The following is a 26,218-nucleotide window of genomic DNA, read 5'->3' as shown; positions in this document are numbered from 1 at the left end:
GCCAGTCTAATAGATGATTGAGAGAAACCTGTAAGAATTAGGTTTTTCTCTCCCTAGGAAGTTTTTTTAGAAGTCAAAGGACTGATCAATCTTTTGCCCTGAAGTTGAATGATATTTCGTCCGAAGCTTCCGAAGATGAATATGGCGAGTAATGCGAATAGAAGGACGAATCAACATCAACATTGAACCAACAACAAAAAGCCACGTTCCAGCAGTAACCGTCTTAGGTGAGAAAAAAAGAAAAGAACCGATGAGGAAAATAACACCAATTAAAATGTCATTCAAAATGGATAGCGTCTCATATCGTTGGCGAATAATGAGCTCTTCATTGCCCCAACGTATCTCTAAGGAAGTATCTGTTTGAGGTTTTTTCATGAAAACATCATGTCATGATTACGAATAAGTATGTACCATCGGGTGACTGAAGACATGATATTTTTTGCAAAGAACGCCGTCTATGGGTGTATAATGATTTCTCGTTGTCGTCATTAAAACGACTCTAGCGCAAGTGGCGGAATTGGCAGACGCGCAGGCTTCAGGTGCCTGTGCCCGCAAGGGCGTGGGGGTTCAAGTCCCCCCTTGCGCACCCAACAAAGGTGCTTCCCTATTCACCTATGAATAGGGAAGCACCTCTTTTATTAAACGCATCATACAACGCGGCTAAGAACCACGAGACTCCTGATAACTTTTCTCATGATGGGCGCGAACTATCCAAGAAATGGGACCAAAAATAGGAAAAGCCAACGCCACAAAAAGCCATCCAAGTTTTTGCCCACGAGAAAAATAAGGGTTTCGATGAATCGTCAAAAGACAATACAAGGCAAGAGCCGCACCCACACCAATACCCACTAAAAGAACCCAACTTAACACCGTAGGATCAGACGTATTTCTCTGCGAGACCTCCAAAACCTCAGCACTTTGCCACACCATCAACACTCCCACCTCCATCAATCGAATAAAACTCAAATAGCATATACGAAGACGTCGGCTCCCTCGACACAAGAGAACCGACGCCTTATCTCACGACATTACCAATTGCCGAAAAAACTACACCTTAACGAAGAGTCTTCTCTCGATCAACCTGTTCCCAGAACTCACGAGTGCATACCTCATCAGTGCCGTCCCAAGCAGCAAGATTCTTAATCTCGGGCATGTCTGAGGCCTTAAAAATAGGCTCAAGACCAGCTTTACGCTGAACCTCATAGTTACGAAGCAACTTCATGACCTTCGGCATCAGCAAACATACAGCCGTCAAGTTCACAACGACCATGCCAGCATTCAACAAATCTGCTAAGTTCCATACGAGCTTCAACGAAGAAATAGCACCAAAGAATACGAAGAACAAGACAAGAACACGGAAAATAAACATCGGGGTCTTGTTCTCGGTCAAGAAACGAAGGTTTGACTCACCATAGTAGTAGTTACCCACAATAGAAGAGAAAGCAAACAACGCAATAGCAATGGTCAAGAAGTTAATAGACCATCCACCCAATTGCTCAGAAAGTGCAGACTGAGTCAGCGCCGCACCCTTAGCGTCACTACCATATTCTGGGTTTGAGAGTAGAACAATAAACGCAGTCACCGAGCAAACCAACATCGTATCGAAGTAAACACCAAGAGTCTGCACAAAACCCTGCTTTGCGGGGTGAGAAATTGTTGCGGTCGCACCAGCGTTAGGTGCAGTACCCATACCAGCCTCGTTAGAGAGTAAACCACGACGCATACCTAGAGTAATTGCCCCAATCAAACCACCAGTGGTGAATTCTTTAAGACCAAAAGCACCCTGAAGGATTTCTCCAAGAATATGAGGAACCTCCGTAAGATTCATCAGCACTACTGCAAGACCAAGCAACAGATACAGCACCGCCATAATAGGTACAAGCCATTCAGTCACAGAAGAAATAGCGCGAATACCACCAAAAATAATGCTTGCAGCAAGCACCATAACGATGACACCAATAGCAACACGCAAACCAAGAGAATCATCAGATGCAGAATCAAAACCAAAAGAAGTCGCTGCCGCATCAACAATAGAGTTCGTTTGCAAAGCAACAAAAACAAACGCGTAAGTGACGATAATAAACGCCACGAAAATGAGGCTCAACCAGCGCGCGTTCAAACCACGCTGCATATAGTATGCGGGGCCACCAATATAAGAATCTTGACCATGCTGTTTATATAGCTGTCCGAGGAGAGACTCTGCAAAAGCAGAGGCCGCACCGATAGCAGCAATAACCCACATCCAGAAAACAGCGCCAGGGCCACCAAGAGAAATTGCAATCGCAACACCAGCAATATTTCCAGTACCCACACGAGAAGCTGCCGAAACAGTAAACGCGCGGAATGATGAAATACCCTTACGCCCATCACTCTCTTTACCAGATGGCTCAACTACGGAGCGGAACATCTCAGGAAGTGCACGCCATTGCACCGCACGGGTAGCAACAGTAATGCCAAGACCAACGACGATCAGGACGATAAACAAAACACTCCAGACACTATCTGAAATGGAGGTAATAACTTCTGCCGCGGAGGCAGTAGCATCATTGATGTTATTAATGACATCAATAAAAGCATTCATAAAATGCTCCTTTACTGAGGAATGCACCGCACCTCTTACGGGGTGATAAGACATGCTGAGCTAGATGATCATGAGCCTCTGAACTACAGAGAAACGCAGTGTGTTACCGAGCAAGATAGAAAACGATGAAATCATCGGCAATATCCGAAAACCCATCAAGGGTAGCCAAAAAGTCTATAAGGCACGGCTGTAGATATTCTTTAACTGGGTTATACACTAAGGGAAAAATGTTTCATCGGTGTAACACCAGAACACAAAACACCCACAGAACAGACCAAAACTCAAGAAAAATTTCTAGATAACACCCCTAAGAAAGATTAGAGTTGTACTCTATTGGACAAGTCCCTCCCCCGTGAGAAACAAACGTGCAGAGGGGGAGCACAAGGAAGAGCAACACAAGAGTGAAGATTAACCCCAAGACCCAAATCATCACAAGAACGTGGAAAAAACTCACCTCACACGCAGAATATACGGCTCGCTGGGTCATCGGCATCTACACTATTAGCTCTGCATTAGCTTTCTTCTCATGGGTCCTGACACCCTTCCATAAAAACCATGTGGGATACCCCTGGTGGGAAATCCTTCTAGGGGCAATGAACATCCCCGTAGACCACACCCTAGTATCAGCCATCGTATTGATACTCATCACTACCGCCCTGATTCGCAGACGCAGAGTTGGTTTATATGCTGTAGTGTTCTTCCAATATGCTGGAATCCTCGTCACTATCCCTGGGGTCTTGCAAACCCTCGGAAATAACCAAGACTTTAAACATCTTTTTGATGTCTATAGTTCTGTAGCTAATGGAATCTCCCTCATCTTTGCTCTTTGTGCCTTAGTGCTCTTATACTCCTGCAAAAGTGCCTTTCCTGCCCATACCGTGCGCTCGCGGTGGAAACAAGCGGTTACTTCCCTCATCATTGGCGTTCTTGCTACGTGGTGCGTTGCTCTTCTCATGGGGTATATTCAAGAGAGAATAGGGTTTGGAACACTCTGGAAAAACACTCTTGAATACGGTTTTTCTGTCGTTAATATTTCCCCACTGGGTGCATCTGATAGTTCACACCGTCTGATCCACTTCTTCAAAGCTCTTATCGACCTATGCTACGCCTTGACCATCATTATCACTATTGCTGTAGTGTTGAGAACACCAGCTGACCAGAAAAGCTGGAACCAAGATAACGAACTAGAGCTTCGTACCCTCATCCGTGAATACGGAGACAAAGACTCCCTCTCTTATTTTGCAACTCGACGTGAAAAATCCATGATTTTTTCTGACGACCGTCGTGCTGTAATCACCTACCGTCTCATCTACTCAGTGGCGTTAGCCTCCGGCGACCCCATTGGAGCTCCATCATCATGGGATAGCGCCATTAAAAACTGGATGACACACGCTAGAACCTACGGCTGGACCCCCGGCGTTATTAGTGCGAGCGAACGCGGCGCAAAAGCCTACGCACAAGCAGGTCTCGCTATCACCTATATGGGTGATGAAGCCATACTCAACGCTGAACGGTTCAGCATTAACAACACCTCCTTGGCAGAAGTGCGTCATGCAACAAGAAAACTGAACCACGATGGGTACACCATCAATATTCGACGTCACGCAGATGTTTCGCGTCAGGACATGGACTCCATCATCAGCCTCGTCGACCAATGGCGTCACGGCGCAGAAGAACGTGGATTTTCAATGGCGCTGAACCGTCTTGGAGATTCCGCAGACGGTAAATGTGTACTGATTACTGCTGAATCTCCTGACGGAAAGATTGTAGGAATACTTTCTTTTGTTCCTTGGGGGAAAAACGGTATTTCGTTAGATGTGATGCGTCGTTCTCCGCAAGCGCCTAATGGGCTCATGGAATTTATGATTGCAACAACGATGCAAAACCTTCCAACAATTGGAATTACAAAAGTTTCGTTGAATTTTGCGATGTTCCGAAAAACCTTCGTTGAAGCTGACCACTTTGGGGCGAGCCCCTGGACACGCCTAGTTTCTTCCACACTGGGTATCCTCAATAGATTCTTACAACTTGAGAGGCTGTATCGTTTTAACCAAAAATTTGATCCCGTATGGGAACCACGTTATATTGCGGCTGACTCGATGCTGACGCTGTCTCAGGTATGCGTATCCTCAGGCGTTGCAGAAGGCTTTTTGCCGGCATTACTTGTACAAGAAACTCGGCACCTGCCAACGTTAGATGACGAGCACTTGCACCGGCTTCACGAACTAGAAAATCGCACAGATACGCCGTGCTCCTTCACCCCACGATATACCGATCAAACAAAACATCGTATTCGGCATCTGAACTTACTCAAAGAATACGGAATTAACCCCTACCCACTAGGAATAAGTACGCAATATACTGCCGGACAACTTGCAGACTTCTTGACGCATGCAGGGGGAACTCCGACGGGGACTATCACCGTAGCCGGAAGAGTTAGGTCCATTCGCTCACATGGTGCTGTTGTTTTTCTGACGTTAAAAGAGGGCTTCAAAGAAGCCCAAGTTGTGTGCGAACAACAATTTCTCAACGACTTTCACATATTCCGTCAAACAGTAGATCGGGGTGACATTCTTGTTTTCACAGGAATTTTAGGGACCTCACGGAACGGAACACCTTCCCTGCTGGCCCATCGTTGGACTCTTGGCGCGAAATCTCTACACGATATTCCTTTTGAACAGTTCACAGACCCCGAAACACGACTGCACCGCCGTTCAACAGATCTCATTGTTCATCCGAAACAACGTGAATATATCAGGATGCGTAGCGCTGTTATTACTTCTCTACGTAAGACGCTAGATGCGTCAGGGTTTCTTGAAGTAGAAACACCTATTCTTCATACTATTCATGGTGGGGCAAGTGCCCGCCCCTTCAAAACATTTATCAATGCGTATGGTTCAGATTTATATTTACGTATTGCGCCAGAGCTATATCTTAAACGTCTTGTCGCAGGGGATATGGGTGCCGTCTACGAAATTGGGAGAAATTTCCGTAATGAAGGGGCAGACGCTACCCATAATCCGGAGTTTACAGTCTTAGAAGCCTATAAACCATACGCCGATTACAAGGTGATGTTGGATTTCACTCAGAGTCTTATCAAGAATGTTGCCTATAGTATTTTTGGCAGCGAATCCTTACCCCTAGGAGAACGAAAGGACGGAAAACGTCACCTAATCGATATCTCTGCTCAATGGCCAGTCAAGACCGTCTGTGAAGCATTATCAGAGGTGATAGGAGAGCCTATCTCTTTGGATACTGATTTTGAAGTTCTTCTTGACCATGCTCGTACCCATGGTATTTACGTGAGAGATGATATGGGTGCTGGCGCTATTATCGAAGAACTATACGGGGAATTGGTAGAGCCGCAGACGATTTACCCGACATTCTATATTGATTTTCCTCAGGAGACATCTCCTTTAGCCGGCGCTCACCGCAGTCACCCTGGGCTAGCTGAGAGGTGGGATTTGGTCATTGACGGTATGGAGCTAGGAACTGCGTATTCAGAGATGGCTGATGCTTTAGAACAGCGTCGCCGTCTCAATGAACAATCTCTTAAAGCTGCTATTGGAGATGTTGAAGCAATGGAAGTTGATGAAGACTTCCTTTACGCTTTAGAAGTTGGTTTGCCACCGACAGGTGGTTTAGGTATTGGAGTAGATCGTTTAGTCATGTTGTTAGCAGGGCAAAATATTCGAGACGTTTTGACCTTCCCTTTCGTTAAACCCTCACGCTGATAAGGGTAATCGGTAGTAATGAGCGTTTTTAATTATTTTGGGTTGTTATTGCCATTAGGCATTGCTGGGTTTGACCCAACACCGGCATTGTTAGCGGTGTACTATCTTTCGGTTCGTCCAGGTCGGCGTTCACGTAGAGCAGTGTTCGTTTTTTGTTTGTCGATTATTTTAGGCATTGTAATGTGGGGTCTCTTTCTCACTGCTGTATTGGGGGAGACTCTAAATCATTTACCGTGGAAACAGATTCTTTCGTGGATTGTTAGTAGCCGTCAGGTTCCTGTTCTTGTGGGTAAATTGGTGTGTGCATTGCTCTTGGTCACTTACGGAATATATTCCATTATGAGAATACGTTTTCATGCTCACCGCTTAGATAGCAATGAAATACACACCAAAAAAATGCGTTTCACAAGCCCCGTGGGGTTAGCTCTTTTTACACTAGGTTTCCTTGCCATCATCACTTTCGAAATTTCTTTCACCACATATATTGCATTATCAGCACAACAACCACTACCTATCCGTAGCCTTGGACTATTAGGTTGGGCTATCATCTCTCAATTTCCACTCGTATTGCTATTGCTTTTGATGCTATATCGCCGTGAAGCAATCTTTGGGGTTATGATCGACGCGATACGGCGTCGTTGCGGGCGTTTATTCGCATATATTGTTCCTGCACTCTGCTTTAGCTTGGGTGCTATCTTATGTGCAGATGTGTTCATCTATCCGGTACTGCAAGCAATTCTTGGAATATTTTTGAAAACAGCCTAAACCGTTGTTCGATTAGCGGGTGTTTCGTCGTGACGCTGCCTTAATTCTGTCGATATCATCGCTGAAGACATCCGGGATACCGTCGGCATTCTCATCGATATTTTCTTTAATCTCAATATCTCGGTATGCCTTATTGCGTAGAGATAATAAGATACCGCTGATTAATGCTGCTGTAATAGAGCCGACGAGAATCGCAATTTTGGCGTCTTCTGTATGAGCGGAGCCAGCTGGAAAAGACAGTTCGGCAATGAGAAGCGACACCGTGAAACCGATACCTCCAGTAATAGAGATGCATAGAATGTCTATCCATTGGATGTCGGGGTCGAGATGCGCATTTTTGAGTCGCGTAATCAGCCAAGTTGTGAGGGTAATACCGATACTCTTGCCAAGAACTAGGCCTCCAATAATTCCTAGAGATACTGGGTCACGGAGGGCTTTGATGAGTCCCTCAGGCCCTCCGAAGGAGACTCCTGCTGCGAAGAATGCGAAGAGAGGAATGCAAAGGAGGGAGGATATGGGGCGCATTCTTTTTTCGAGCACCTCTGCTAAGCCTGCGTCGGCTTGAACGGCACGAGCTTGTTGAGTGTATTTTACGGGAATGCAAAAACCTAAAAGAACACCTGAAATGGTGGCGTGAATACCTGATTCGAGGAATAAAGCCCATGTTGCTATGCCAAGAGGTAAGAGGATAACCCAAGCCGCCCATGTGCGAGTGTGGAAGAAATACTCAAAACGATGAGCAATCCATAAATATGCGATTATCGGAATAATTGCAAGTAAAAGGTAACTTATCTTGAAATGATGAGTATAGAAGACAGCAATAATAAAGATAGCAATGAGGTCATCTACTACTGCTAGCGTCAGAAGAAAAGTTCTTAACGCTGAAGGTAAATGAGAGCCAACTGCCGTAATAACAGCTACGGCAAACGCAATATCTGTTGCTGTAGGAATAGCCCACCCATGGACTGCTGTAGGGCTGGAATGATTAACAGCAAAGAATATGAGCGCTGGCGCGATAACACCACCAAAAGCTGCTGCTACCGGAACAATAGCGCGTTGAGGATTCCTCAAATCTCCTAAAACAAACTCTTTTTTGAGTTCTAAACCAGTGAGAAAGAAAAAGACGACTAAGAGCCCATCTGCCGCCCACTGGCTAGTAGGCATCACAAGATGTTCAAACCCTGGGATGTGAAAACCTAATTCAGTTTCTCTAACACCAAAATAGAGCGATGAAGCGGGGCTATTAGAAAGGATGAGTGCCAGAACTGTGGCGCATAACAGTATGAATCCTCCGGATGATTCTCGCTTGAGAATGTGTGCGATACGCGATGATTCAGCGTACGTTCCGCGTGAGAAAACATCATCGGCTTGTTCGTTGTCCTCATCGTAAGCGGAACGTGTCATAGGGGGAGAACTTTCTGAAGAAATGGTGTGATGTGCTGCTATGTACTTTAGCCAATAGCACCAGAAAAACAGTATGTTTACTGATTAATTGGTGCATAATGTGCACTATCTCATGCGGTTTTGATAAGAAGGTCACAAAAAACCCGCACTGTAGAAAATCATTCCACAGTGCGGGTTTTCTCCATGTCTCAGGCGTTAAACTATCCGTCTGAGTCATCGGTGAAGACATCGGGGACGCCGTCACCATCAGCATCTACAGACTCTTTAGCCTCAAGGTTCTTATAGTACTTATTGCGAGATCCGAGAATCGCTGCACCGACAAGCGCTGCCAAGATAGAACCTGTAAGAATCGCAATTTTCGCGTGGTCATTATGCTCTGAACCAATACCAAAGGATAGTTCTGCAATGAGTAATGAAACGGTAAAACCGATACCACCAAGTGCTGCTAAACCAAGAACATCTACCCACTTAATATCGGGGTCGAGGTTAGCATGACGTAGACGGGTAACGAGCCATGTTGCCCCGAAAATACCGATAATCTTACCGCCAACGAGAGCGATGATAATACCTAGGGCAATGGGGTCTTTGAGAGAACTGGTGAAACCGTTAAGACCGCCGATAGCAACACCTGCAGAGAAGAACGCAAAGACTGGAACGCAGAATCCTGCAGAGAATGGACGGACTCGGTGTTCCATAACTTCTGCTAATCCATGATCTGCATCAGCTGCATGGGTGTGAGAAGTATGTTTTACGGGAATAGTAAAGGCGAGGATAACGCCAGCAATCGTGGCGTGAATACCAGAATTGAGGAATAGTGCCCAAACAATAGCACCAATAGGAAGTAGCACGAGCCATGATGTTGCCGGTTTCAGGTGGAACATCTTTTCACCTTTACGAGCAATCAGCGCGTAAATGATGATGGGCACAATAGCAATCGCTAGATAATGAATCTTCAACTCTGAGGTGTAGAAAATAGCGATAATAATAATCGCCATGAGGTCGTCTACTACTGCAAGAGTGAGGAGGAATGTTCGTAGCGCTGCCGGTAAGTGTGTACCGATAACAGCAAGAACAGCTACTGCAAACGCAATGTCGGTTGCAGCGGGAATTGCCCATCCACCGAGCGCTTCAGCACCTGAATTAAGGTTGATGAGGGTGTAAATGATGGCTGGAAGCGCTACACCGCCGGCTGCTGCCGCAACGGGGACAAGTGCCTTTCCCGGGTTGCGTAAATCGCCAATGACAAATTCCTTTTTGAGTTCAAGACCCGCAAGGAAGAAGAATACGGCAAGGAGAGCATCTGCAGCCCAATGCCCTAGGGATAGCTTGAGGTGAAAGTCCCCAATGTCTTGACCTAGTTTGGTGTCTCGCAGGTTGAAATAGAAATCTGCAGCTGAAGTGTTAGCGAGAATCAGAGCGAGGACTGTAGCTCCGAGTAGGATGAACCCGCCAACAGATTCTTTGCGAAGAATCTCTGTAATGCGCTGTGACTCTTTGTATGAGCCGCGCGAAAGGACGGTCTGAGAAGACATATAGCTCCTTGTGCATGTGTGGTGTGACTTTGATACATTCCGTTTCGATAAGGGTTGTATGGAAACGAGCCGACCAGACTTCCCGGCACACCATGCTCTTGGGTGGATAGTTGGTATGAGCTTTTCAGCGGTATTATCCACATAGAGTGTTAGGTAGCAAGCTTATCATAGGAGAGAAAACGTCATAAATGATGACTTCTGTTAGTCTGGGCACCGCTACCATGAGAAAAGTCCACATATATGCCTCAAATATTTATGAAACAGACATAATGTCTTAACTAATCACTAAAATAGAAAAGGTTAGATTTTTTAGACTTCGGCCATTGGAAAGAACGGAGGCTTGAGCATGAGTACACCCCCATCTGAAGTATGTTCTCAGGACGCTGATACCGTAGCGTGGTTATCTGAAGAAGAACGCGAAGGCTGGTTGTTCCTTGCCTCTGTGATGTTTAGCCTGCCGGGAAAACTTGAAGCACAACTACAGCGAGATTCTGGTTTGAGCTTCGTCGAATATATGGTTTTAGCAGTCTTATCAGAAGCTTCTGAACAATGCCTAACCATGACTGAGTTGGCACATCAGACAAATACTCTATTGCCTCGGCTCTCTCGTGTTGTAACCCGTTTAGAAAAGAACGGCTATGTTACTCGTTCTTTGTGGAGTAAAGATCGTCGGGTATCGATGTGTAGGTTAGAGGATAAAGGCCTGAAGAAAGTACAAGACGCTGCACCGGGGCATGTTGCAGAGGTTCGTCAGCAAATTTTTAATAATTTAGGTCCTCGCCAGATTAAACAATTAGCCAAAATTGGTGAATCGGTTTTGGGGGATAAGCCTTCTGACGTTATTACGGTTAAACGTTCTATGCTCTTGGGCTAGCCTTAGTTGGGTGTGAGTGCTTTAGACTGAGATGTAATAGCTCGATTTGAGGGGCTTTATCTTGTATCAGTCCTGACAGGAAGCTATTGATATTGCAGATTTGTCGTGTAGCTTTTCTGCACATAAAAACATGCCTTGGGTGCATGTGAGCCAATATATAAGGAGATTACCTAATGGCTAAGAACTTTTATGAGCTTCTCAGTGAACAAATTGGACATGAGTTCCACGCATCTCACCAGTATTTAGCGATGGCAGTATGGCTTGATTCTGAGGACCTGCCTCAGCTTGCTCGCCATTTTTATCGTCAGTCTTTAGAAGAGCGCGGGCATGCTCTGATGATGGTCCAATATCAGCTAGATCGTGGCCAAGAAATTCAGATTCCAGGTATTCCTCATGTTGAAAATAATTTTTCGAGTGTTTTAGAGATTGCTGAGCTTTCTTTGCAACAGGAGAAGACGGTTACTGAGCAGATTGAGGCTCTTTTTGAAGCTGCTCGCGCTGAGAACTATGCTTTGGGCGAGCAGTTTATGTTGTGGTTCCTCAAGGAACAGGTGGAAGAAGTTGCTTCAATGGAAACTTTGGTAACTATCTGTAAACGTACAGATAACCTCTTTGATATTGAGAACTTTGTGGCTCGTGAGTTTGGTGATGACCATGGTGTTGATGATTCTGCACCAACTCCTGCTGGCTCCTAACTGTGAAACGTTAGTTTCTGTGTAGGGAGACCCTGATAACGGTAGGGTATGGCACTGGTTTTGTGTCATGCCCCACTGTTGTTTAAGCATCATCTTTGCAATAGTGCTATAAATCACCATAAAAAGGCATAATAAATGTTACTTTATACGTCTAGGAACTTGTAATGGAAAGTATTTCTAGACGAAGATAAAGTTATGGATATTTTAAGAAATACACCTTCATCTTCTGTAGGGCTTTTGGTTCTACGCCTCGGTCTAGGTATTGCAATGATGTTGCACGGCTGGCAAAAATACAGCGAAAAGACCATCAGCGGTGTTACCGCAGGATTTGAGAAACTCGGGATTCCTGCCCCTGAAATCTCCGCAAACTTCACCACTTACGTTGAACTTGTTGGTGGACTGCTGATTATTCTTGGGTTAGCAACTCGCTTGGCGGCACTTCTCACAAGTATTGTTATGTTTGGCGCTATTGCGTTTGTTCATATCTCAAATGGGTTCTTTGCAAGTGGTAGCGGCTTTGAGCTTCCTCTCAGCTATGCGGTCATGGCAGTGGCTCTCGTCCTGACAGGACCTGGCGCTTATGCGGTAGACCGAATTTTTGCTCGAGGAAAAGTTGCTGCTTAGTCTTTAACTGATATTCTTTTTTGAAGGGTTCATCATTGAGTTATCAATGATGAACCCTCTTTTTGTGCATTTTAAAGGTTATGCACAGATTTTATCCACAGCAGTGGAAAACTTACACTCGTGTGATTACACCGCTGTGACAAGGAAATGAGCTGCAATTTTTGGGTAGACTCTCCTTATAAATAAGCTTTTGACATGCTGTTTTGCGAGTTTCTCAAGTATTGTTTCACTGATAGAAAGAAAATCTTAGTTGCGCTCATCTAGCGAGCCTCTTCATTTATCCCCATTTGTGGATAAGTATGTGCACAATTTCCACTTAATGGAGATTTCTGTACTACTCAATGTGGAAAATCTGCAAATAGGTGGCGTATAAAACAGGGAAGATGGTGTTTTAATATTAGTTATACACAGGTTTTATCCACAGGGGTGGAAAACTTACACCACTGTCATTATCGAAGATTAATACGATGATTTCTGAAATTATTCGAAATTCATAGAAAAATAAGCAATTTTTAGTCAAAATAAGCCAATATAATCGCTGATATTCGAACATTCCACATATTTATCCACGAGTTGTGGAAAACTTTGTTCACATTATCCACAATATTTTCTTGAGAAAACAATCTGGGGGGAGTGAATCTCTAAAGCTCCCCTAAAACCTACTTAAAGTGTCTCTGACGTGAATAAATGTATTTTCAATAGAACAAATATAAGAGCTTGAAAGTACTCAAAAACCTCAACTGCAAGTCGAACTGTAGTTCCCCTTGGAAGACAACCCTACTTTCAATGCGTAAACTGTACATGAAACCAAAAAATCACGATACAAAACAACACAACTTGTGAAAGGAACTCTCCTGATGGCAGAGAAGTATGTTCTTCCGGACCTACCCTATGACTACGCGGCACTTGAGCCACATATTTCCGCACGCATTATGGAACTACACCACGACAAGCACCATGCAGCTTATGTCGCTGGCGCAAACGCAGCACTAGAGCAGCTTCACGAAGCACGCGAGAACAATTCCTTTGGTACTGTCTCAAAACTCTCCAAAGACCTCGCCTTCAACCTCGGCGGACACACCAACCACTCCATCTTCTGGCAGAACCTCTCCCCAGAAGGCGGCGACAAACCCACTGGCGAACTTGCTGCTGCAATCGATGAATTCTTCGGATCCTTTGACGGATTCCGTAACCACTTCACCAACGTAGCCACCACCATCCAAGGTTCAGGTTGGGCTATTCTCGCATGGGACACCGTTGGTGAACGTCTCGTCATCGAACAGCTCTATGACCAACAAGGCAACATCTCTGTCGGTCTTATCCCACTACTACAACTAGATATGTGGGAGCACGCTTTCTACCTCGACTACCAAAACGTCAAAGGTGAATACGTCAACGCATTCTGGAACATCGTTAACTGGGCAGACGTCCAAGAACGATTCTTCCGTGCAGTATCCCAAACTAAAGGACTCATCATCCCTAGCGCATAAAACCGCATAAGGACACAGTCTTTAAATGCTGGTGGGGGAGACAACACATGTGTTGTCTCCCCCACCAGCATTTAAAGGTTATAAAAACAGCTAAAACTAGCTGCCAGGACGAATCGGCTCATTCGCCTCAGACTGCTTTTCACGTTCACTCTTACCCTGAACATCATAATAGTTCTTGCCGAGAGCATTCTTAAGCTCTTTGAGCTGGTCCTTAACTGCATCAAGAGTCACAATAGAACCAACCCAGGTGTCCGGAGATTTCGCTTCAGACATCAATGTGTTATAAAAGTTTGATGCGGACTTATATAGGCCGATACGTTCTTCCTCATTCTGAGAATCATCTGCCCGATGAACTCGATCGAGATGGAGCTGGATAGCATGAGGAAGAGAACACTCAACATCTTTAGAATAAATGCCGCGACCCTCACGAGCAGCTTCTTGCTGAGCCTCAGAGACAGGGGCATAATGCTCATCCCTCTGAGAAAGGAACGTTGTTGTCGCAAATCCCTCACGGACAACGTCAGCATTAATCAAATCATCACCAACATAGACGGCAGCTTCAAGATATCCCGAAGAACCCACCCGTGAATCATCAAAGTCCAAGGTTACTTCAGTGCCCTCAGGAAGTTTCTGCTTTAAAAAGTCTGTGGACTCAGGAACTAAGCATGACCCCGAAAACTCATTATTATGTTCGGTTGGCGCAACAACATTCAACAAACGAACTTCCTTAGTTCGTCCATCAACATCAACAGTAATCGTATTTGCTGTTTCAACAGAAAGAACTTTAGCGTGCAACCCATCCGCATAAGAAATCTTGCTAGAAGACGGTGACGGCTCAGGCTGAGGGGTAGCAGAAGAACAACCTGAAAGCGCCAAGAGAGCTACCCCTGAGAGAACAAAAGTGCGAGTGATTTTCATAAAATTCCTTAGAGGTTAAAAAGGTTAAAGGTTATTTGCTGCATGCTCTGCAGCACGATACATACCCAACGGCCCTTGATCAGCAAAAGCTTTGGAATGATCATAACGATACAAACGCGGAGGACGATGACGAGTTCCCTCAACTCGTTTACCCGTATCAATAATAGATTTAGATGCAGCAATTTGACGACGGAAATTCGCCGGATCCAAAGGACGCCCCAAAATTGCTTCGTACACCTCACGCAATTGAGCTAAAGTGAATTCCTCGCCCAAGAAAGAGTGAGCAATACGAGAATACTCCACCTTATTCTGCAAACGATACAACGCATACTCAATAATCTCGTTATGGTCAAAAGCCAACAACGGTAACTCATCAGCAGGGAACCAACGGATATTCTCGTGGATTCGGGTATGGCTGACTTCCGTCGCAGGAATAGACGCCCAATACACAACAGAGACAGTGCGTGGAGTATCTTGGGTGTCCGTTGTCGGGACAGGTAGAGAACCACCATCACGGTGCACACGATAATCTGGTGTTCGATGAACATCACCAAAAGCATAGAGCTGCTCAAGATAGCCAGGAACAAGCCCCGTTGCTCGTTTCAACGTGGAACCAGCTGCCTGCTCCAAAGACATATCATAAGGTAACGGGCCGCCAGGTAGCGCCCACTGTCCCTTATAAGGTTCACGCAAACGACGTACTAATGGGAGCCATAGAGAATGCTGTGATTCCCCCTCCTTCGCACGCAAGGCAAGAATAACAGTAGACACCGCAAGCTGAGTAGAAGGGCAATTCACTCCCTCTGCAGCATTGTTTTCTGTTTCCTGTGGGTTCACAGTCATTAAGGAATCTCCCATAGTTGGTTTTCATAGACGGGTTTACACTATCCACACTTATTCTAGTGAAAATTATCCGCACTAGAGCCAAGAAGACTCAGAGAAAATGCTATTACTCTTAGAGGTGAGAAAACATAAAACATATTCTCTGAGTCTTCCCGTAAAAACTTATGTTAAAGCTTCTTAGCCTTCGACTTTAAGCTCTCCCATTTCATCCCAATCATGACCCTCAATAACACGAGAAATAATCTGAGGAGTACGAGTAAGAAGCGGTTGCAAAGTCTTCATCGCTTCACGGAAATGATCAGAATTAACATGAGCTTCAGCAGCATCTTCTTCAAAAGCTTCAACAAGGACAAACTCACAAGGATCTTCTACGCTACGAGACCACTGGAACCACTTATTACCAGGTTCTGCACGAGTGGCCTCAGTGAACGGAGTGAGTTTTTCAATGAAGCTGTCGGCTTCTTCTGGTTTGACGGGGAACTTAACGACAATAAAAATCATGGGAAGTACCTCTCGAGGATTTAAACTATTTAGAGTAGAAACCACTGTAAAAGTAGATACTCTTATTTTGACACGTCAGCACAACAGCCCCAAGTGCGCGGTAAGAAATATTTCCCATGAAGATAAAAACCTAGGATAGAGTACAGCATATGACTCAACCTGTGGTGCAATTCTTAAAAACTGACCCTGCGGTTATCTGCGCAGAAACAACACTGAACGCAGATATCCACAAGCTCTATGCTTTTATCGCAAACCCCGCAAAACATTGTGAGCTTGACGGTGGCGGAAGCGTTCAGAAACTACTCTCTCAACAAACTCCAGAACTTAAAACAGGAGACCGTTTTACAGAGAAAATGTTTTTATTGCTCCCTTATCGTATGACACTGACGGTGACCCGTGCACAGAAAAATCAATTCATGACATGGCGTCACCCCGCAGGGCACGAATGGGGATGGGAACTCATCGACCACCACAATGGGTCTGTTACCGTACGAGAAACTTTCGACGCTCGAGAAGCACGATGGGGGAGATACTCTCTTCACCCAATATATAAAGTATTAGGCATGTACAGCAGGAACCGGAAAAATATTGCGCTATCCCTTGCAAAACTGCATCGAACCTTCAAATAGGAGAATCTTTAGATAACTCGTGAAAACTGCCCCTAACACCATCATCTCTAAAACCCAACCAACCATAAGCGCACGTCGTCGCTGGTCAGCGCTAGCCGTGCTCATGCTACCGGTACTGCTCGTATCCGTAGACAACACCGTACTCGCCTTTGCGATGCCATCCATTTCCCAAGCATTACAACCGACCGGCGTGCAACAGCTATGGATCATCGACGTCTACTCTCTCGTTCTCGCAGGACTACTCGTACCCATGGGAAGTTTCGGAGACAGAATCGGACGTAAAAAACTATTACTCATCGGATCAACGGGGTTTGCGCTCGCTTCAGCCTTAGCCGCTTTCTCACCGAACGCTACGTGGCTTATCATCGGGCGAGCAAGTATTGGATTCTTCGGCGCGATGCTCATGCCATCAACACTCTCGCTGATTCGTAATATTTTCACCCATGACACCGAACGAAGAACAGCAATAGCTATCTGGGCAGCAATGTTCTCTGGAGGGGCCGCACTAGGACCTATCGTCGGAGGATTCCTCCTTGAACATTTCCAATGGGGTTCTATTTTTCTGATGGGCCTCGTGGTTCTTTTACCCTTTCTTGCCCTTGCACCATGGGTACTTCCCGAATCTCAAGACCCCAACCCCGGAGCCGTTGATATCCTCTCCATCTTCCTTGCAATATCAACGATGACGACCATCGTCTATGCCATTAAAGCAGTTGCAGAATCAGGGCTGACACCTCTGAACCTTCTCACAGCAACAGCAGGACTCATCTGCGGTGCACTCTTCATCCGTAGACAGCTTAAACAACCTATCCCCATGCTTGACGTGCGACTTTTCACTAACCCCACCTTTACCGGCGCTATCTTAGGTAATCTCCTCGCCATCTTCTCCTTGGCTGGATTCATTTTCTTCGTTTCACAACACCTTCAGCTGGTCCGAGGAATGTCACCCATGGATGCCGGAATTTTTCTTCTACCGGGGCTGACGGTTACCGTCCTTGCAGGGTTAGCCGTCGTAAAAATCGTCCCCAAAATTAGCCCCGGCACAGTTGTCGCTGGCTCTTTAATGCTTGGAGCCGTCGCCTATGGTGTAGTAGCAATCTCTGATAACGCTGCCACAAACTTAGGGCTGATGATTGCATTCCTCATGCTTGGCTCTGCCTCTGGTGCAGGAGAAACTATTGCAAATGATCTCATGCTCTCCAGCGTCCCATCCGAAAAATCTGGGGCTGCTTCAGCTATTTCAGAAGCATCATACGAATTAGGCGCACTCCTTGGAACAACAGTTCTTGGCGGAATCATCACAGCGGTATACCGGTCACAGATTCAACTACCGCAAGGTCTCAACGCCGACGACGCACATCATGCCCAAGAGACCTTAGGTGGCGCTGTGTCCGTGGCACAACACCTAGAACACCACGGAACCGAACTGCTCACCTCCGCACAACATGCCTTCGACTCTGGTGTGGTGTGGACAGCGGTTATCTCCGCAATACTGATGGCCCTCGCCTCAATAATCGTCTACCGTCTCTTACGTCAAGCATAAAAACGTATGAGTAAAAAAAGAGTGTTTTCTTGAACCCTTCCGATTCAAGAAAACACTCTTTTGTTTTTTGGGGGCTACGCCTAGGCTGCACGTTGCGTTTTCAACGATGAGAATACCCACGACACTAAGAAGCCAGCAATCATCGTCAAGACAATAGTTCCACCCACCGGTAAATCAAAAGCCCACGAAAGATATAAACCAACTGTTGAACATGTTGCACCAAAGATAGGGGAGAAGAACATCATTCCTCGCAACGTAGAACACAACATGCGAGCAGCAGACGCTGGCACAACAATTAACGAAAGAACCAGTACGTTACCCACCGTTTGTAGAGAAATAACCACCGAAATAGTGACTAAAACATACAAAATAATATCCATGAGTAAGACCGGAATGCCGAGTGCTCGGGCAGACTCTTTATCAAGGCTCACCGTAACAATCGGACGATGAAAAACAGTTAAGACGAGAAGAACAAGAGCGCCAATCAGTGCAGCCGTCACAACATCTTGTGTAGAGATGCCAACAATAGAACCGAAGAGAAAATCTTGCACCGATCCCGAATACCCCGGTTGCAAAGAAATGATGACAATACCAAGGGCAAAAGAGCCAGCAAAGAAAATACCGATCACCGAATCTTCACGTAACTTTTGATTCTGACTAAAAATAGCCACCAAAATAGCAGTAACGATACCGGCAACCATACCGCCAAGCATCAAATTAGAACCAATGACAAAGGCAACAGCCAAACCAGGGAAAACTGAGTGAGCAACAGCATCACCAATAAAGACCATTCCACGCAAAACCACATGGTTTCCAATAATTCCCGTGACAACTGACGCAATAACAACTGCACCAAGAGCACGAAGCAGAAAACTCAGATGGGGGTTAAAAAGATCCTGAATAAAATCTAGAGGGGTAATCAACTATGCCTCCCTGAGCCAACGATGAAGTTCTTCAACACTTATCTGATGTGCAGGAACATCTAAGGCAAGATCCCCCCGAACACCACAAATACGAGAACAATGCGTTAGTGCCGAGAGCATATCGTGAGTAGACATCACAATGCCCAGTCCCTCTTCTGTCAACGACGTATACAACTCATTGAGAGAATCCTGTGTCGGAGCATCAACACCCGTGAAAGGCTCATCAAGGAGCAATAGAGAAGGATCTGACGCTAAAGCTCGGGCAAGTAACACCCTTTGGCGTTGCCCACCAGAAAGCTCACCAACAACTCGATCTTGTAAATGAGTAATTCCAGAACGCTCAATAGCACGGAAAACACTCACCCAATCATCCGTTGACGGGCGGCGAAACCAACCAATAGCCCGAGTCCTACCCGTTAACACGGCGTCTTTGACAGTAATCGGAAAAGACCATTCAAAATAATGTTTTTGAGGAACATAACCGATTTTTTCGCGTGCAGCTGCCGGCGACTGCCCCAGAATAGATACACTGCCTGAACTAGGAGAAATCAACCCCATAAGAGTTCTTAACAACGTGGTTTTTCCGGCACCATTTGCACCGACTAAGGCAATAAACTCTCCAGCTGAAACCGTCATATCCAGACCTGAGATAATCTCACGATTACCATAACGAACCCGAACACCTTCAGCTGATACCAACGCAGTTCCCATATCAGAACCGTGAATAGAATGACTAGAAGAATACATCAACGAAGACGCTCCTGCGCTTCTTGCTGGGCACGCTTACTCTTACGAGAGAAAAAGTACAGGGCAACGATAAGAACTGCCCCAACACCCACAAACAGCGCTATAGGAAGAAGGGAAGAACCAGCGTCCTGAGCATCTTGAGCTGAAGTATTCTGCGTAGAATCTGTGGATGTATCTGATGAAGGAGCCGACTGCACACTATCTGAATCTGAAGAATCTTCCGGTTTTGACTCAGCTTGAGCAAAAACTTCTTGCGGGTTTAACGCGCTACCAACAGCAAATTGTAAGCGTGCAGTATCTGAAACTTTGGTGCCATCAGCAAGAGTTGCATGAGCCTTAACCGTCACAAAATATGCGCCGGGTTTCGTAAACACCCAGTTCGCATGAACATGGCTATTAGAATCAACCCAAATATCTTGAGCTTGAGTATCTGCAGAATTCCAGAGCACCTGAGGAGCACTAAAATTACCGTTTTCTAGGTAGAGGCTCATCTGACCGGGGCCTTCAACCTTCTCTAGGGTGAGCGTCATGCCCTCACCAAGACGCGACACAACTTCTGGGTCTTGACTGTTCCATCCAGGCCACACAACACCAGAACGTTCGGTCTGAGGAATAACATAGACATCTTCACCAGCAGAAGCCTGCACAAAAGCATAGCGCGGGTCATCTGGTACTGGAAGCTTAGCGTCATCATTGCCCTGAAGGACGACATCAGAAAGATGCCGCCACACAGGAGACTGACCGTGATCGTCATGAAGCATCAAACGCCATTGACCATCAACAAACTTTGGGCCCATATCAACATGCCCTTGTGGAATGACCGTTTTCTCTGTGCCAATGGGAGAGTCAGCGCTAAGCGTCTGCTCTAACGCCCTTTCTTGTACCGAAACATTAGCATCGTGGTGTTCTGTACCAGTCTCATCTGCCATAGCAGGAGCAATAGAAGTTCCACTGCCTAAAAACAATAGGGTACATACGGCTGCGGTTAAACGAGGAAACTTTTTCATAGAACTTTCTTCTCTATAAATACCTATCTGTGAATTATTTTCCTGAAGAACAGGTGCGTATGGTGTGCGCATTCGCCAACATCATGTCCAAATAATGTGGTGCTTGAGTATCGAGAGTATCCGCATAAAGCTCACATACTTTTGTGCCTGTATCTGCGGCAACTTCTGCAAGAACACTTGTCCGCTGAAGTATTCCACGCTCTAAATAAAGTGCTGGAACATTGAGATCTTCAATGGTTCGACGCAAACGCGCTCGCTGTTGCGCACTTGGTTCTGAGCCGGCGGCAGGAGTCACAAAACCTACCACTTTGAGCTGATATGTATCGGCTAGATACCGGTAACCGTCATGAGTGGTGATGATATTTCGTTCAGACTCGTTGAGGGCCCCATATATTTCGTGTAACTTTTGGTGCCCTTTTGAAAGTTCTTTAACGTATTCAGAAGCATTGCGTGCGTACTCGGTAGCACCTTGAGGGTCTGCTGCGCTCATGACATCACGAATAACAGAGACAGCAGCTTGAACGTTGGGAATGGAATGCCAAAAATGAGGGTCAGTATCCCCATGAACATGTTTTCCAAGAACAGCTTGAGCTAAGAGATACACCTGTCCCGTATCGTTATGCAAAAAACGGTAGTGACTACCTGAAGGTATTTCTTGCAAGGTGCGGGTCGGAACTTCTATAAGGGTCTTGTCGGGGTCTAAGTACTCGATATTTTCGTGTGAATCGGTACGTAGAGAAATCTTGCCGGTATCAATATTTGCAGTAATGTCTGCGTGTCCTGCATCGAGAACTTTCACCTCTGAACCAAGTTTTTGAGCAAGCTGGGCAGAATCAACACCAACAGCAAAACGAACAACTTGTTCTTGTGTGGTTTTTCCTTGATGGTCTGCTGCTTGGACCGTTATCTCATAGAGACCAGGTTTTGCAAAACTCCACGAAAGGTGGGTATGAGCTTGTGCCGGCAATTCTACTGATCCTAAAACACCAGTCGAGACTTCTTGCCCATTTAAATCTGTGCGAGTTGCTTGGGAAGAATGAGAATCTGAAACAGTGTCAACAGCACCGAAAGTTTCTGTAATAAAACTTGCGGATTGTCCGGGGCCTACCATCTTTGTTGTGTTCAGATGAACTGGCTCACCAGCATGTCCACCTTCAATACGTACACCGAGCCAGAGGGAATCTAAGGATGCGTCTTCGACAATACGTTGGAGTTGCCCACCGTATTGAGAGATATTTTCTGCAACGGGAACGGCTTTTACTGCTTCGGGGAGGTTCGCATCAATAGTCCGAATGAGCTTATTTTGTTCTAATAAAAGACCGTTAGTTAACGCGACATGAGCGTAGGCAATATCTCGAATATCGCGTAAAGAAGGCTCATATGAGTGGGGGTTAGCACCGGGGGGAACGAGTGAGGTAACGTGCGCGCGTGAGCCTCCAACAGTTTGTGCTAAATCTGCCAGGATAGGCGTGGAAGCCACCACCTGCAATGGTTGGTTGCTGGTGGTGGCTGCAGGGGGCGTACACCCGGTCAGTGCAAGAGCAAAGACCGGGATGTACGCCAATATGCGCGCTATGCGCGATTTACGCATTCTTGCGACGAGCGATAGTCAACGCGCCCGCGCCAGCTACGAGAAGCAAAGCTGCGAAACCGAGATATGTTCCGGTTTGCGAACCTGTGTATGCAAGTTTGCCGGCTGCAGATTCTTTCTGTGCTTGTGCAAGTTCTTGCTGAGGTAGTGCGCAATCTTCTCCGTCAGCGGTTTTTCCAACGATACGAACTTTCGCCCCATCAGGACGTGTGACGATACCTGTTGCGGTATCAACAGTGCCTCGTTGGGTTTCTTGTGATTTTTGTTGTGGAGTTTTTTGAGGAGTCTGTGCCTTAGGGGCAGAAGCTTTTTCTTCTGCTTGGCTCTTACCCTCTTGAACGTCTCCTACTTGGAAGTTGAGGTCGGCAGAAGTTGTGACTTTCTGTCCATTTTTCAACGTTGCGGTGAAGGAGATGTTTGCGGTGTAGTTGCCGGGTTCAGTAAATACCCAGTTGCCGTGTTGGTGGGTGTTTACTGGAACGTCAAATGATCCTAATGTGTTGGAGTCAAAGACCTTCTGCCCAGCAGAACCGAAGTTTCCGGAGAGGAACACTGCCATTTTTCCTGGACCTTTGAGGCTGTTGAGCTTCATGGTGACAGGACCTTGAGCGTTCTTGACAAGTTCTGGATCTTGAGTGTTCCAACCTAGCCATGGAACTCCAGCTTCTTGGGTTGCGCCAATCAAGTACACATCGCTACCGGCTGGAGCGATGTCACTCATGCCAGCAGGGAGTTTTTTCTGTGCGGCGTTACCCAAGACGAATTGCAATGAGGTAGGTGCAACCCATCGAGATGGGCTAACGCGATCGTCCTTGACGGAGGCTGAGAGTTTTCCTCCGCTAAGTAGCGCGCCGAAATCAAAGTGTCCTTCGTGAACTTGGTCAGCTGAAGTATTGACGACGGTGCTCGTCTGAACAGCTCGCTTGATAGCCGGTACAAATGAAGCGTTAGTAGCGTGATGTGCGTGATCATTGTGAGATGCGTGGGCAATCACTTGCTCTTTGGGGTAACACTTCTTCTGTGCTGGTGCTGTTGCTTTAGCGTGTTGAGCAGATGATGGTGTTTGGGCAGTCGGTGCTGGAGCTACACCGTGGGTGTGCCCATGCTCATGGTGCCCATGATGGTCACCGTGCTCATGATGGTCACCGTGCTCATGATGGTCACCGTGCTCAGCCTGTTCAGGGACAACAACCTCAACGACAGGGTCTGTGACTTCTGGAGCTGGGGTGTCTTCTTCTGAGGATGGTGGCATCGTTGCTTCGGGAGCTTTATCCTCTACTTCAGGAGCTTCAGGAGCTTCAGGAGCTTCAGGAGCTTCAGGAGCTTCAGGAGCTTCAGGAGCTTCAGGAGCTTCAGGAGCTTCAGGAGCTTCAGGAGCCTCAGGAGCCTCAGGAGCCTCAGGAGCCTTATCCTCGACTTCAGCTGCAGTCATGCAAGAAGTAATAGCTTCTTCTCCAACAGCAAAAGAAAGCTGCTGCTTTTCGCTGCTTACTTCAGTTCCATCCTTGAGAGTGGCAGTGTAATACGTCGTAAATGCATAGTTACCTGCCGTAGAGAAAATCCAGTTCGTATGGGTATGCGTTGCATAGGAAATATCGATAGTATCGAGGTTCTTTGTTGAGTCCAAAAGAACTCGATTCTGACCGAAAGCATCGCTAAGGTACATACCAAAAGTAGCGTCTTGAGGCATCATCGTCGGTTCAATGTGCAATTTAACGCTGCCGTCAATCTTTGAATAATCAATTTCTTGAGTGTTGTACCCTGGCCAGATGGTTCCTTGAATTTGAGTCTGTGGCAAAGCGTAGAAAATTGATCCCTCTTTACCGACGAAGCTATCAAGTTCTTCTCCGCCCATGAGCGCTGTGCGGGTATGACGGGCATGGTCACCAACAGTAAAGACAATATCATTGAGGTTTCTATCGACAGCCTTTGAATCGATTTGGCCAGTTTCATCCTTGAGAGCTAAGCCGAGGCTTTTTTCTGAAAGGTTGAGCGTGCCTTTAATGTCGACGTGTCCATCACTTAGGATTTTTTTACCAATAAATGGTGTTGCCACACATTGGTCTTTAGTAGGCTCAGCTGGAGCAGGAGTCACAGGCTCAGCCGGAGCAGGATCAACAGGCTCAGCCGGAGCAGGATCAACAGGCTCAGCCGGAGCAGGATCAACAGGCTCAGCCGGAGCAGGAGAAGCTACGGAATTCAGCTTAATTTCTGAATCAGCAGCATAAGAAGTACCACTCTTATACTTATCGCTTAGTACAAGAGACGATGCATAAGCATCAATATCTGGATGAGGGAAAATCTTAACAATCAAATGATCGTTGTTAATCCAAGAACCATCATCGCTATAGTAAGCCGTTGCTTCACCATTAACAAAAGGCGCATCAAAAGCTGTATCTGGGTACGGAGAATCAGCTTTAAAGTAGAAACCTCCGCCTAAGACTCCTCGGAAATTAGGGTCATCAAATTTAACTTTGACTTTCCCGTATCCTTCAATATCTGAAGGAAGAACCTCAACAGAATATTTACCGGAAGTCATAGAATAATTCTCGGTTTTAAGGGTCAGATTATCGGGATCTGACACTTTTTCAGGCCAAGAGCTCTCACCCTCGGCGCTAGTGACACTACCAGAGCCGCCTTGAGTGTAAGACAGCGGTTGTGAAATCCAACGAACACCCTCAGAACCTTCGTTTGGAGTGAATACTGCCTGAATGTTTGTAGCTGATGTGCCAAAGAGCTCATCCCATTGAGCCTGTCCATCGACAACATCTAAATCAGTCAGGAAATAACCGTTATTGAACAAGGTAAGTTTTCCGTTGACCTTGCTATCGGCACGGAACGTAAGAGTTGTGAGTAAATCATCTCCATCACGTTCAACTTTTTCCTTAGGAGCATAGGAGAGCTCGTACTGAGCCGTTGTTACATCACCAGAAGGTGCGGTATCGTAGCGGTTTTGAGTGTCATTCTCGTTCGCTTGAGCTGCTCCGCTACCAGAGAGCGGGCGTTGACCGCCTACCTGCCATGTAACGGTTGTTGGCTTGGACTGAATAATCGTTCCATCTGTTGCACGAGCAACAGTGCGATAGGTGAATTTATAACGTCCAGGAGTGGTGAAACTCGTGTAATTGTGAGTGTGGCTTCCTTGACGCAAGAGGGAAGATTGATAACCGTTGTCTGTTGAGCTAAGAAGACGGCGGAAAGAGGTGGGGGAGTTGCTTCCGCTGTACCCAAAAAGCTGAACCTCTCCGGGGCCGTCTACGTGGAGTAAATCAAGGTAGAACGTTGCATCGCGGAACTTTTCAACAGGAATATCAGAATCTGCACCAAAGCCAACCCACGCAGGATCATGGTTGAAGTTTGGAAGCTGAGGTGCTGCATAGAGAACATCGCCAGGATTACCTAAAAAGCGTGCTGCTTCAGAATCTGGCACTACGAAAGCGTACTGATTGGCCTGTCTAAAGTCTGAGCCCCAGCCTTTACCAACCCAAATAACAGCATCGTTTGGGTCATAGTTTGCTGGGCCAGTGCCGTCTTGTGAAGGTGCTTCAGCATAGATGGCGAAGGTGTTTTGATCTTCATCCCAGAAACTCTTGGGGGTGTCGATATGTGCTTGAGTGGCAACAATTTTGCCATCATCAGGTCCAGCCTGTGCTGCTGGTAGAGCGGCGAAGAGAGAGCTAAATGCTAAACCTGCTGCTAGCGTGCAACGGGTAATAGGGTGCTTTGATGCACCAGATGTGGGTGTAAACATCATTGCCTTTCTAGTGATATGCATTCAGCATCATAACTTAATAATGAGAATCGTTATCAGTATATG

General features: G+C 46.2%; 21 protein-coding genes and 1 tRNA gene. 9 read left to right on the top strand and 13 right to left on the bottom strand.

Annotated elements, in window-relative coordinates:
• Positions 1-66 precede the first annotated feature (66 nt).
• Entirely contained in the window at positions 67-375 is a 309-nt protein-coding gene (locus tag ACN08W_RS05955) for a YrhK family protein (RefSeq protein WP_419107144.1), read from the bottom strand.
• A gap of 127 nt (positions 376-502) precedes the next feature.
• Between ACN08W_RS05955 and ACN08W_RS05950 the strand changes: the two genes are divergently transcribed.
• Positions 503-586 (top strand) — tRNA-Leu (locus ACN08W_RS05950).
• Positions 587-660: 74 nt separating this feature from the next.
• Here ACN08W_RS05950 and ACN08W_RS05945 read toward each other — a convergent pair.
• Together ACN08W_RS05945 and ACN08W_RS05940 are read right to left on the bottom strand one after the other, a co-directional pair.
• A complete protein-coding gene (locus ACN08W_RS05945; protein WP_419109028.1) occupies positions 661-930 on the bottom strand; it encodes a PLDc N-terminal domain-containing protein in 270 nt (89 codons plus the stop codon).
• Between the two features lie 124 nt (positions 931-1,054).
• Positions 1,055-2,581 (bottom strand): alanine/glycine:cation symporter family protein, encoded by a 1,527-nt coding sequence (locus ACN08W_RS05940; protein ID WP_419107142.1) that lies wholly within the window; start codon positions 2,579-2,581, stop codon positions 1,055-1,057.
• A 401-nt stretch (positions 2,582-2,982) separates the two neighbouring features.
• Here ACN08W_RS05940 and lysX point away from each other — a divergent pair, with 401 nt between their 5' ends.
• Both lysX and ACN08W_RS05930 read left to right on the top strand, forming a co-directional pair.
• Positions 2,983-6,315 (top strand): bifunctional lysylphosphatidylglycerol synthetase/lysine--tRNA ligase LysX, encoded by a 3,333-nt coding sequence (gene lysX, locus ACN08W_RS05935; protein ID WP_419107141.1) that lies wholly within the window; start codon positions 2,983-2,985, stop codon positions 6,313-6,315.
• A gap of 18 nt (positions 6,316-6,333) precedes the next feature.
• Positions 6,334-7,080: a hypothetical protein gene (locus tag ACN08W_RS05930; protein ID WP_419107140.1), complete on the top strand. Its 747-nt coding sequence runs from the start codon at positions 6,334-6,336 to the stop codon at positions 7,078-7,080.
• Positions 7,081-7,092: 12 nt separating this feature from the next.
• Here ACN08W_RS05930 and nhaA (ACN08W_RS05925) read toward each other — a convergent pair whose 3' ends face one another.
• Together nhaA (ACN08W_RS05925) and nhaA (ACN08W_RS05920) are read right to left on the bottom strand one after the other, a co-directional pair.
• On the bottom strand, positions 7,093-8,484 hold the full coding sequence (gene nhaA, locus ACN08W_RS05925; protein WP_419107139.1) for a Na+/H+ antiporter NhaA: 1,392 nt from the start codon (positions 8,482-8,484) through the stop codon (positions 7,093-7,095).
• Positions 8,485-8,684: 200 nt separating this feature from the next.
• Positions 8,685-10,016, bottom strand: coding sequence for a Na+/H+ antiporter NhaA (gene nhaA, locus ACN08W_RS05920; RefSeq protein ID WP_419109027.1), 1,332 nt, complete (start codon positions 10,014-10,016; stop codon positions 8,685-8,687).
• Between the two features lie 346 nt (positions 10,017-10,362).
• On the opposite strand from nhaA (ACN08W_RS05920), the gene ACN08W_RS05915 reads away from it, so the two are divergent.
• The 4 genes from ACN08W_RS05915 (at position 10,363) to ACN08W_RS05900 (ending at position 13,699) form a co-directional block, all read left to right on the top strand.
• Positions 10,363-10,890 carry a MarR family winged helix-turn-helix transcriptional regulator gene (locus tag ACN08W_RS05915; RefSeq protein WP_419107137.1) on the top strand — a complete coding sequence of 176 codons (528 nt, stop codon included), beginning with the start codon at positions 10,363-10,365 and terminating at the stop codon, positions 10,888-10,890.
• Positions 10,891-11,063: 173 nt separating this feature from the next.
• A complete protein-coding gene (locus tag ACN08W_RS05910; protein WP_419102253.1) occupies positions 11,064-11,585 on the top strand; it encodes a ferritin in 522 nt (173 codons plus the stop codon).
• A 195-nt stretch (positions 11,586-11,780) separates the two neighbouring features.
• Complete coding sequence (locus tag ACN08W_RS05905; protein WP_419107136.1) at positions 11,781-12,209, top strand: DoxX family protein; 429 nt, start codon at positions 11,781-11,783, stop codon at positions 12,207-12,209.
• 857 nt (positions 12,210-13,066) lie between these two features.
• Positions 13,067-13,699: a superoxide dismutase gene (locus tag ACN08W_RS05900; RefSeq protein ID WP_419109026.1), complete on the top strand. Its 633-nt coding sequence runs from the start codon at positions 13,067-13,069 to the stop codon at positions 13,697-13,699.
• 96 nt (positions 13,700-13,795) lie between these two features.
• Here the strand turns inward: ACN08W_RS05900 and ACN08W_RS05895 are convergent, their stop codons facing one another.
• The 3 genes from ACN08W_RS05895 to ACN08W_RS05885 form a co-directional block, all read right to left on the bottom strand.
• A complete protein-coding gene (locus ACN08W_RS05895; protein WP_419109025.1) occupies positions 13,796-14,617 on the bottom strand; it encodes a thermonuclease family protein in 822 nt (273 codons plus the stop codon).
• A gap of 24 nt (positions 14,618-14,641) precedes the next feature.
• The gene (locus tag ACN08W_RS05890; protein WP_419107133.1) at positions 14,642-15,460 is read right to left on the bottom strand and encodes an NUDIX hydrolase; all 819 of its coding nucleotides are present in this window, start codon (positions 15,458-15,460) and stop codon (positions 14,642-14,644) included.
• Positions 15,461-15,637: 177 nt separating this feature from the next.
• Complete coding sequence (locus tag ACN08W_RS05885) at positions 15,638-15,961, bottom strand: putative quinol monooxygenase (protein WP_419107132.1); 324 nt, start codon at positions 15,959-15,961, stop codon at positions 15,638-15,640.
• A gap of 149 nt (positions 15,962-16,110) precedes the next feature.
• Between ACN08W_RS05885 and ACN08W_RS05880 the strand changes: the two genes are divergently transcribed.
• Both ACN08W_RS05880 and ACN08W_RS05875 read left to right on the top strand, forming a co-directional pair.
• On the top strand, positions 16,111-16,590 hold the full coding sequence (locus ACN08W_RS05880; protein WP_419107131.1) for a polyketide cyclase: 480 nt from the start codon (positions 16,111-16,113) through the stop codon (positions 16,588-16,590).
• 19 nt (positions 16,591-16,609) lie between these two features.
• Positions 16,610-18,133, top strand: coding sequence for an MFS transporter (locus ACN08W_RS05875; RefSeq protein WP_419109024.1), 1,524 nt, complete (start codon positions 16,610-16,612; stop codon positions 18,131-18,133).
• Between the two features lie 80 nt (positions 18,134-18,213).
• Here ACN08W_RS05875 and ACN08W_RS05870 read toward each other — a convergent pair whose 3' ends face one another.
• The 5 genes from ACN08W_RS05870 to ACN08W_RS05850 all read right to left on the bottom strand — a co-directional run bounded on the left by ACN08W_RS05870 (position 18,214) and on the right by ACN08W_RS05850 (position 26,155).
• Positions 18,214-19,056 (bottom strand): anchored repeat-type ABC transporter permease subunit, encoded by an 843-nt coding sequence (locus ACN08W_RS05870; RefSeq protein ID WP_419107129.1) that lies wholly within the window; start codon positions 19,054-19,056, stop codon positions 18,214-18,216.
• Positions 19,057-19,803: a metal ABC transporter ATP-binding protein gene (locus ACN08W_RS05865; protein WP_419107128.1), complete on the bottom strand. Its 747-nt coding sequence runs from the start codon at positions 19,801-19,803 to the stop codon at positions 19,057-19,059.
• A complete protein-coding gene (locus ACN08W_RS05860) occupies positions 19,803-20,810 on the bottom strand; it encodes a choice-of-anchor M domain-containing protein (RefSeq protein ID WP_419107127.1) in 1,008 nt (335 codons plus the stop codon). The genes ACN08W_RS05865 and ACN08W_RS05860 overlap by 1 nt, the downstream gene beginning before the upstream one ends.
• Before the next feature lie 34 nt (positions 20,811-20,844).
• A complete protein-coding gene (locus tag ACN08W_RS05855; RefSeq protein WP_419109023.1) occupies positions 20,845-22,290 on the bottom strand; it encodes an anchored repeat ABC transporter, substrate-binding protein in 1,446 nt (481 codons plus the stop codon).
• A 103-nt stretch (positions 22,291-22,393) separates the two neighbouring features.
• The gene (locus ACN08W_RS05850) at positions 22,394-26,155 is read right to left on the bottom strand and encodes a TIGR03773 family transporter-associated surface protein (protein ID WP_419109022.1); all 3,762 of its coding nucleotides are present in this window, start codon (positions 26,153-26,155) and stop codon (positions 22,394-22,396) included.
• Positions 26,156-26,218 lie beyond the last annotated feature (63 nt).

It is taken from the genome of Rothia sp. CCM 9419 (genome assembly GCF_048512815.1).
GTDB lineage: Bacteria > Actinomycetota > Actinomycetes > Actinomycetales > Micrococcaceae > Rothia.
This window is presented reverse-complemented; position numbering and strand designations above follow the sequence as displayed.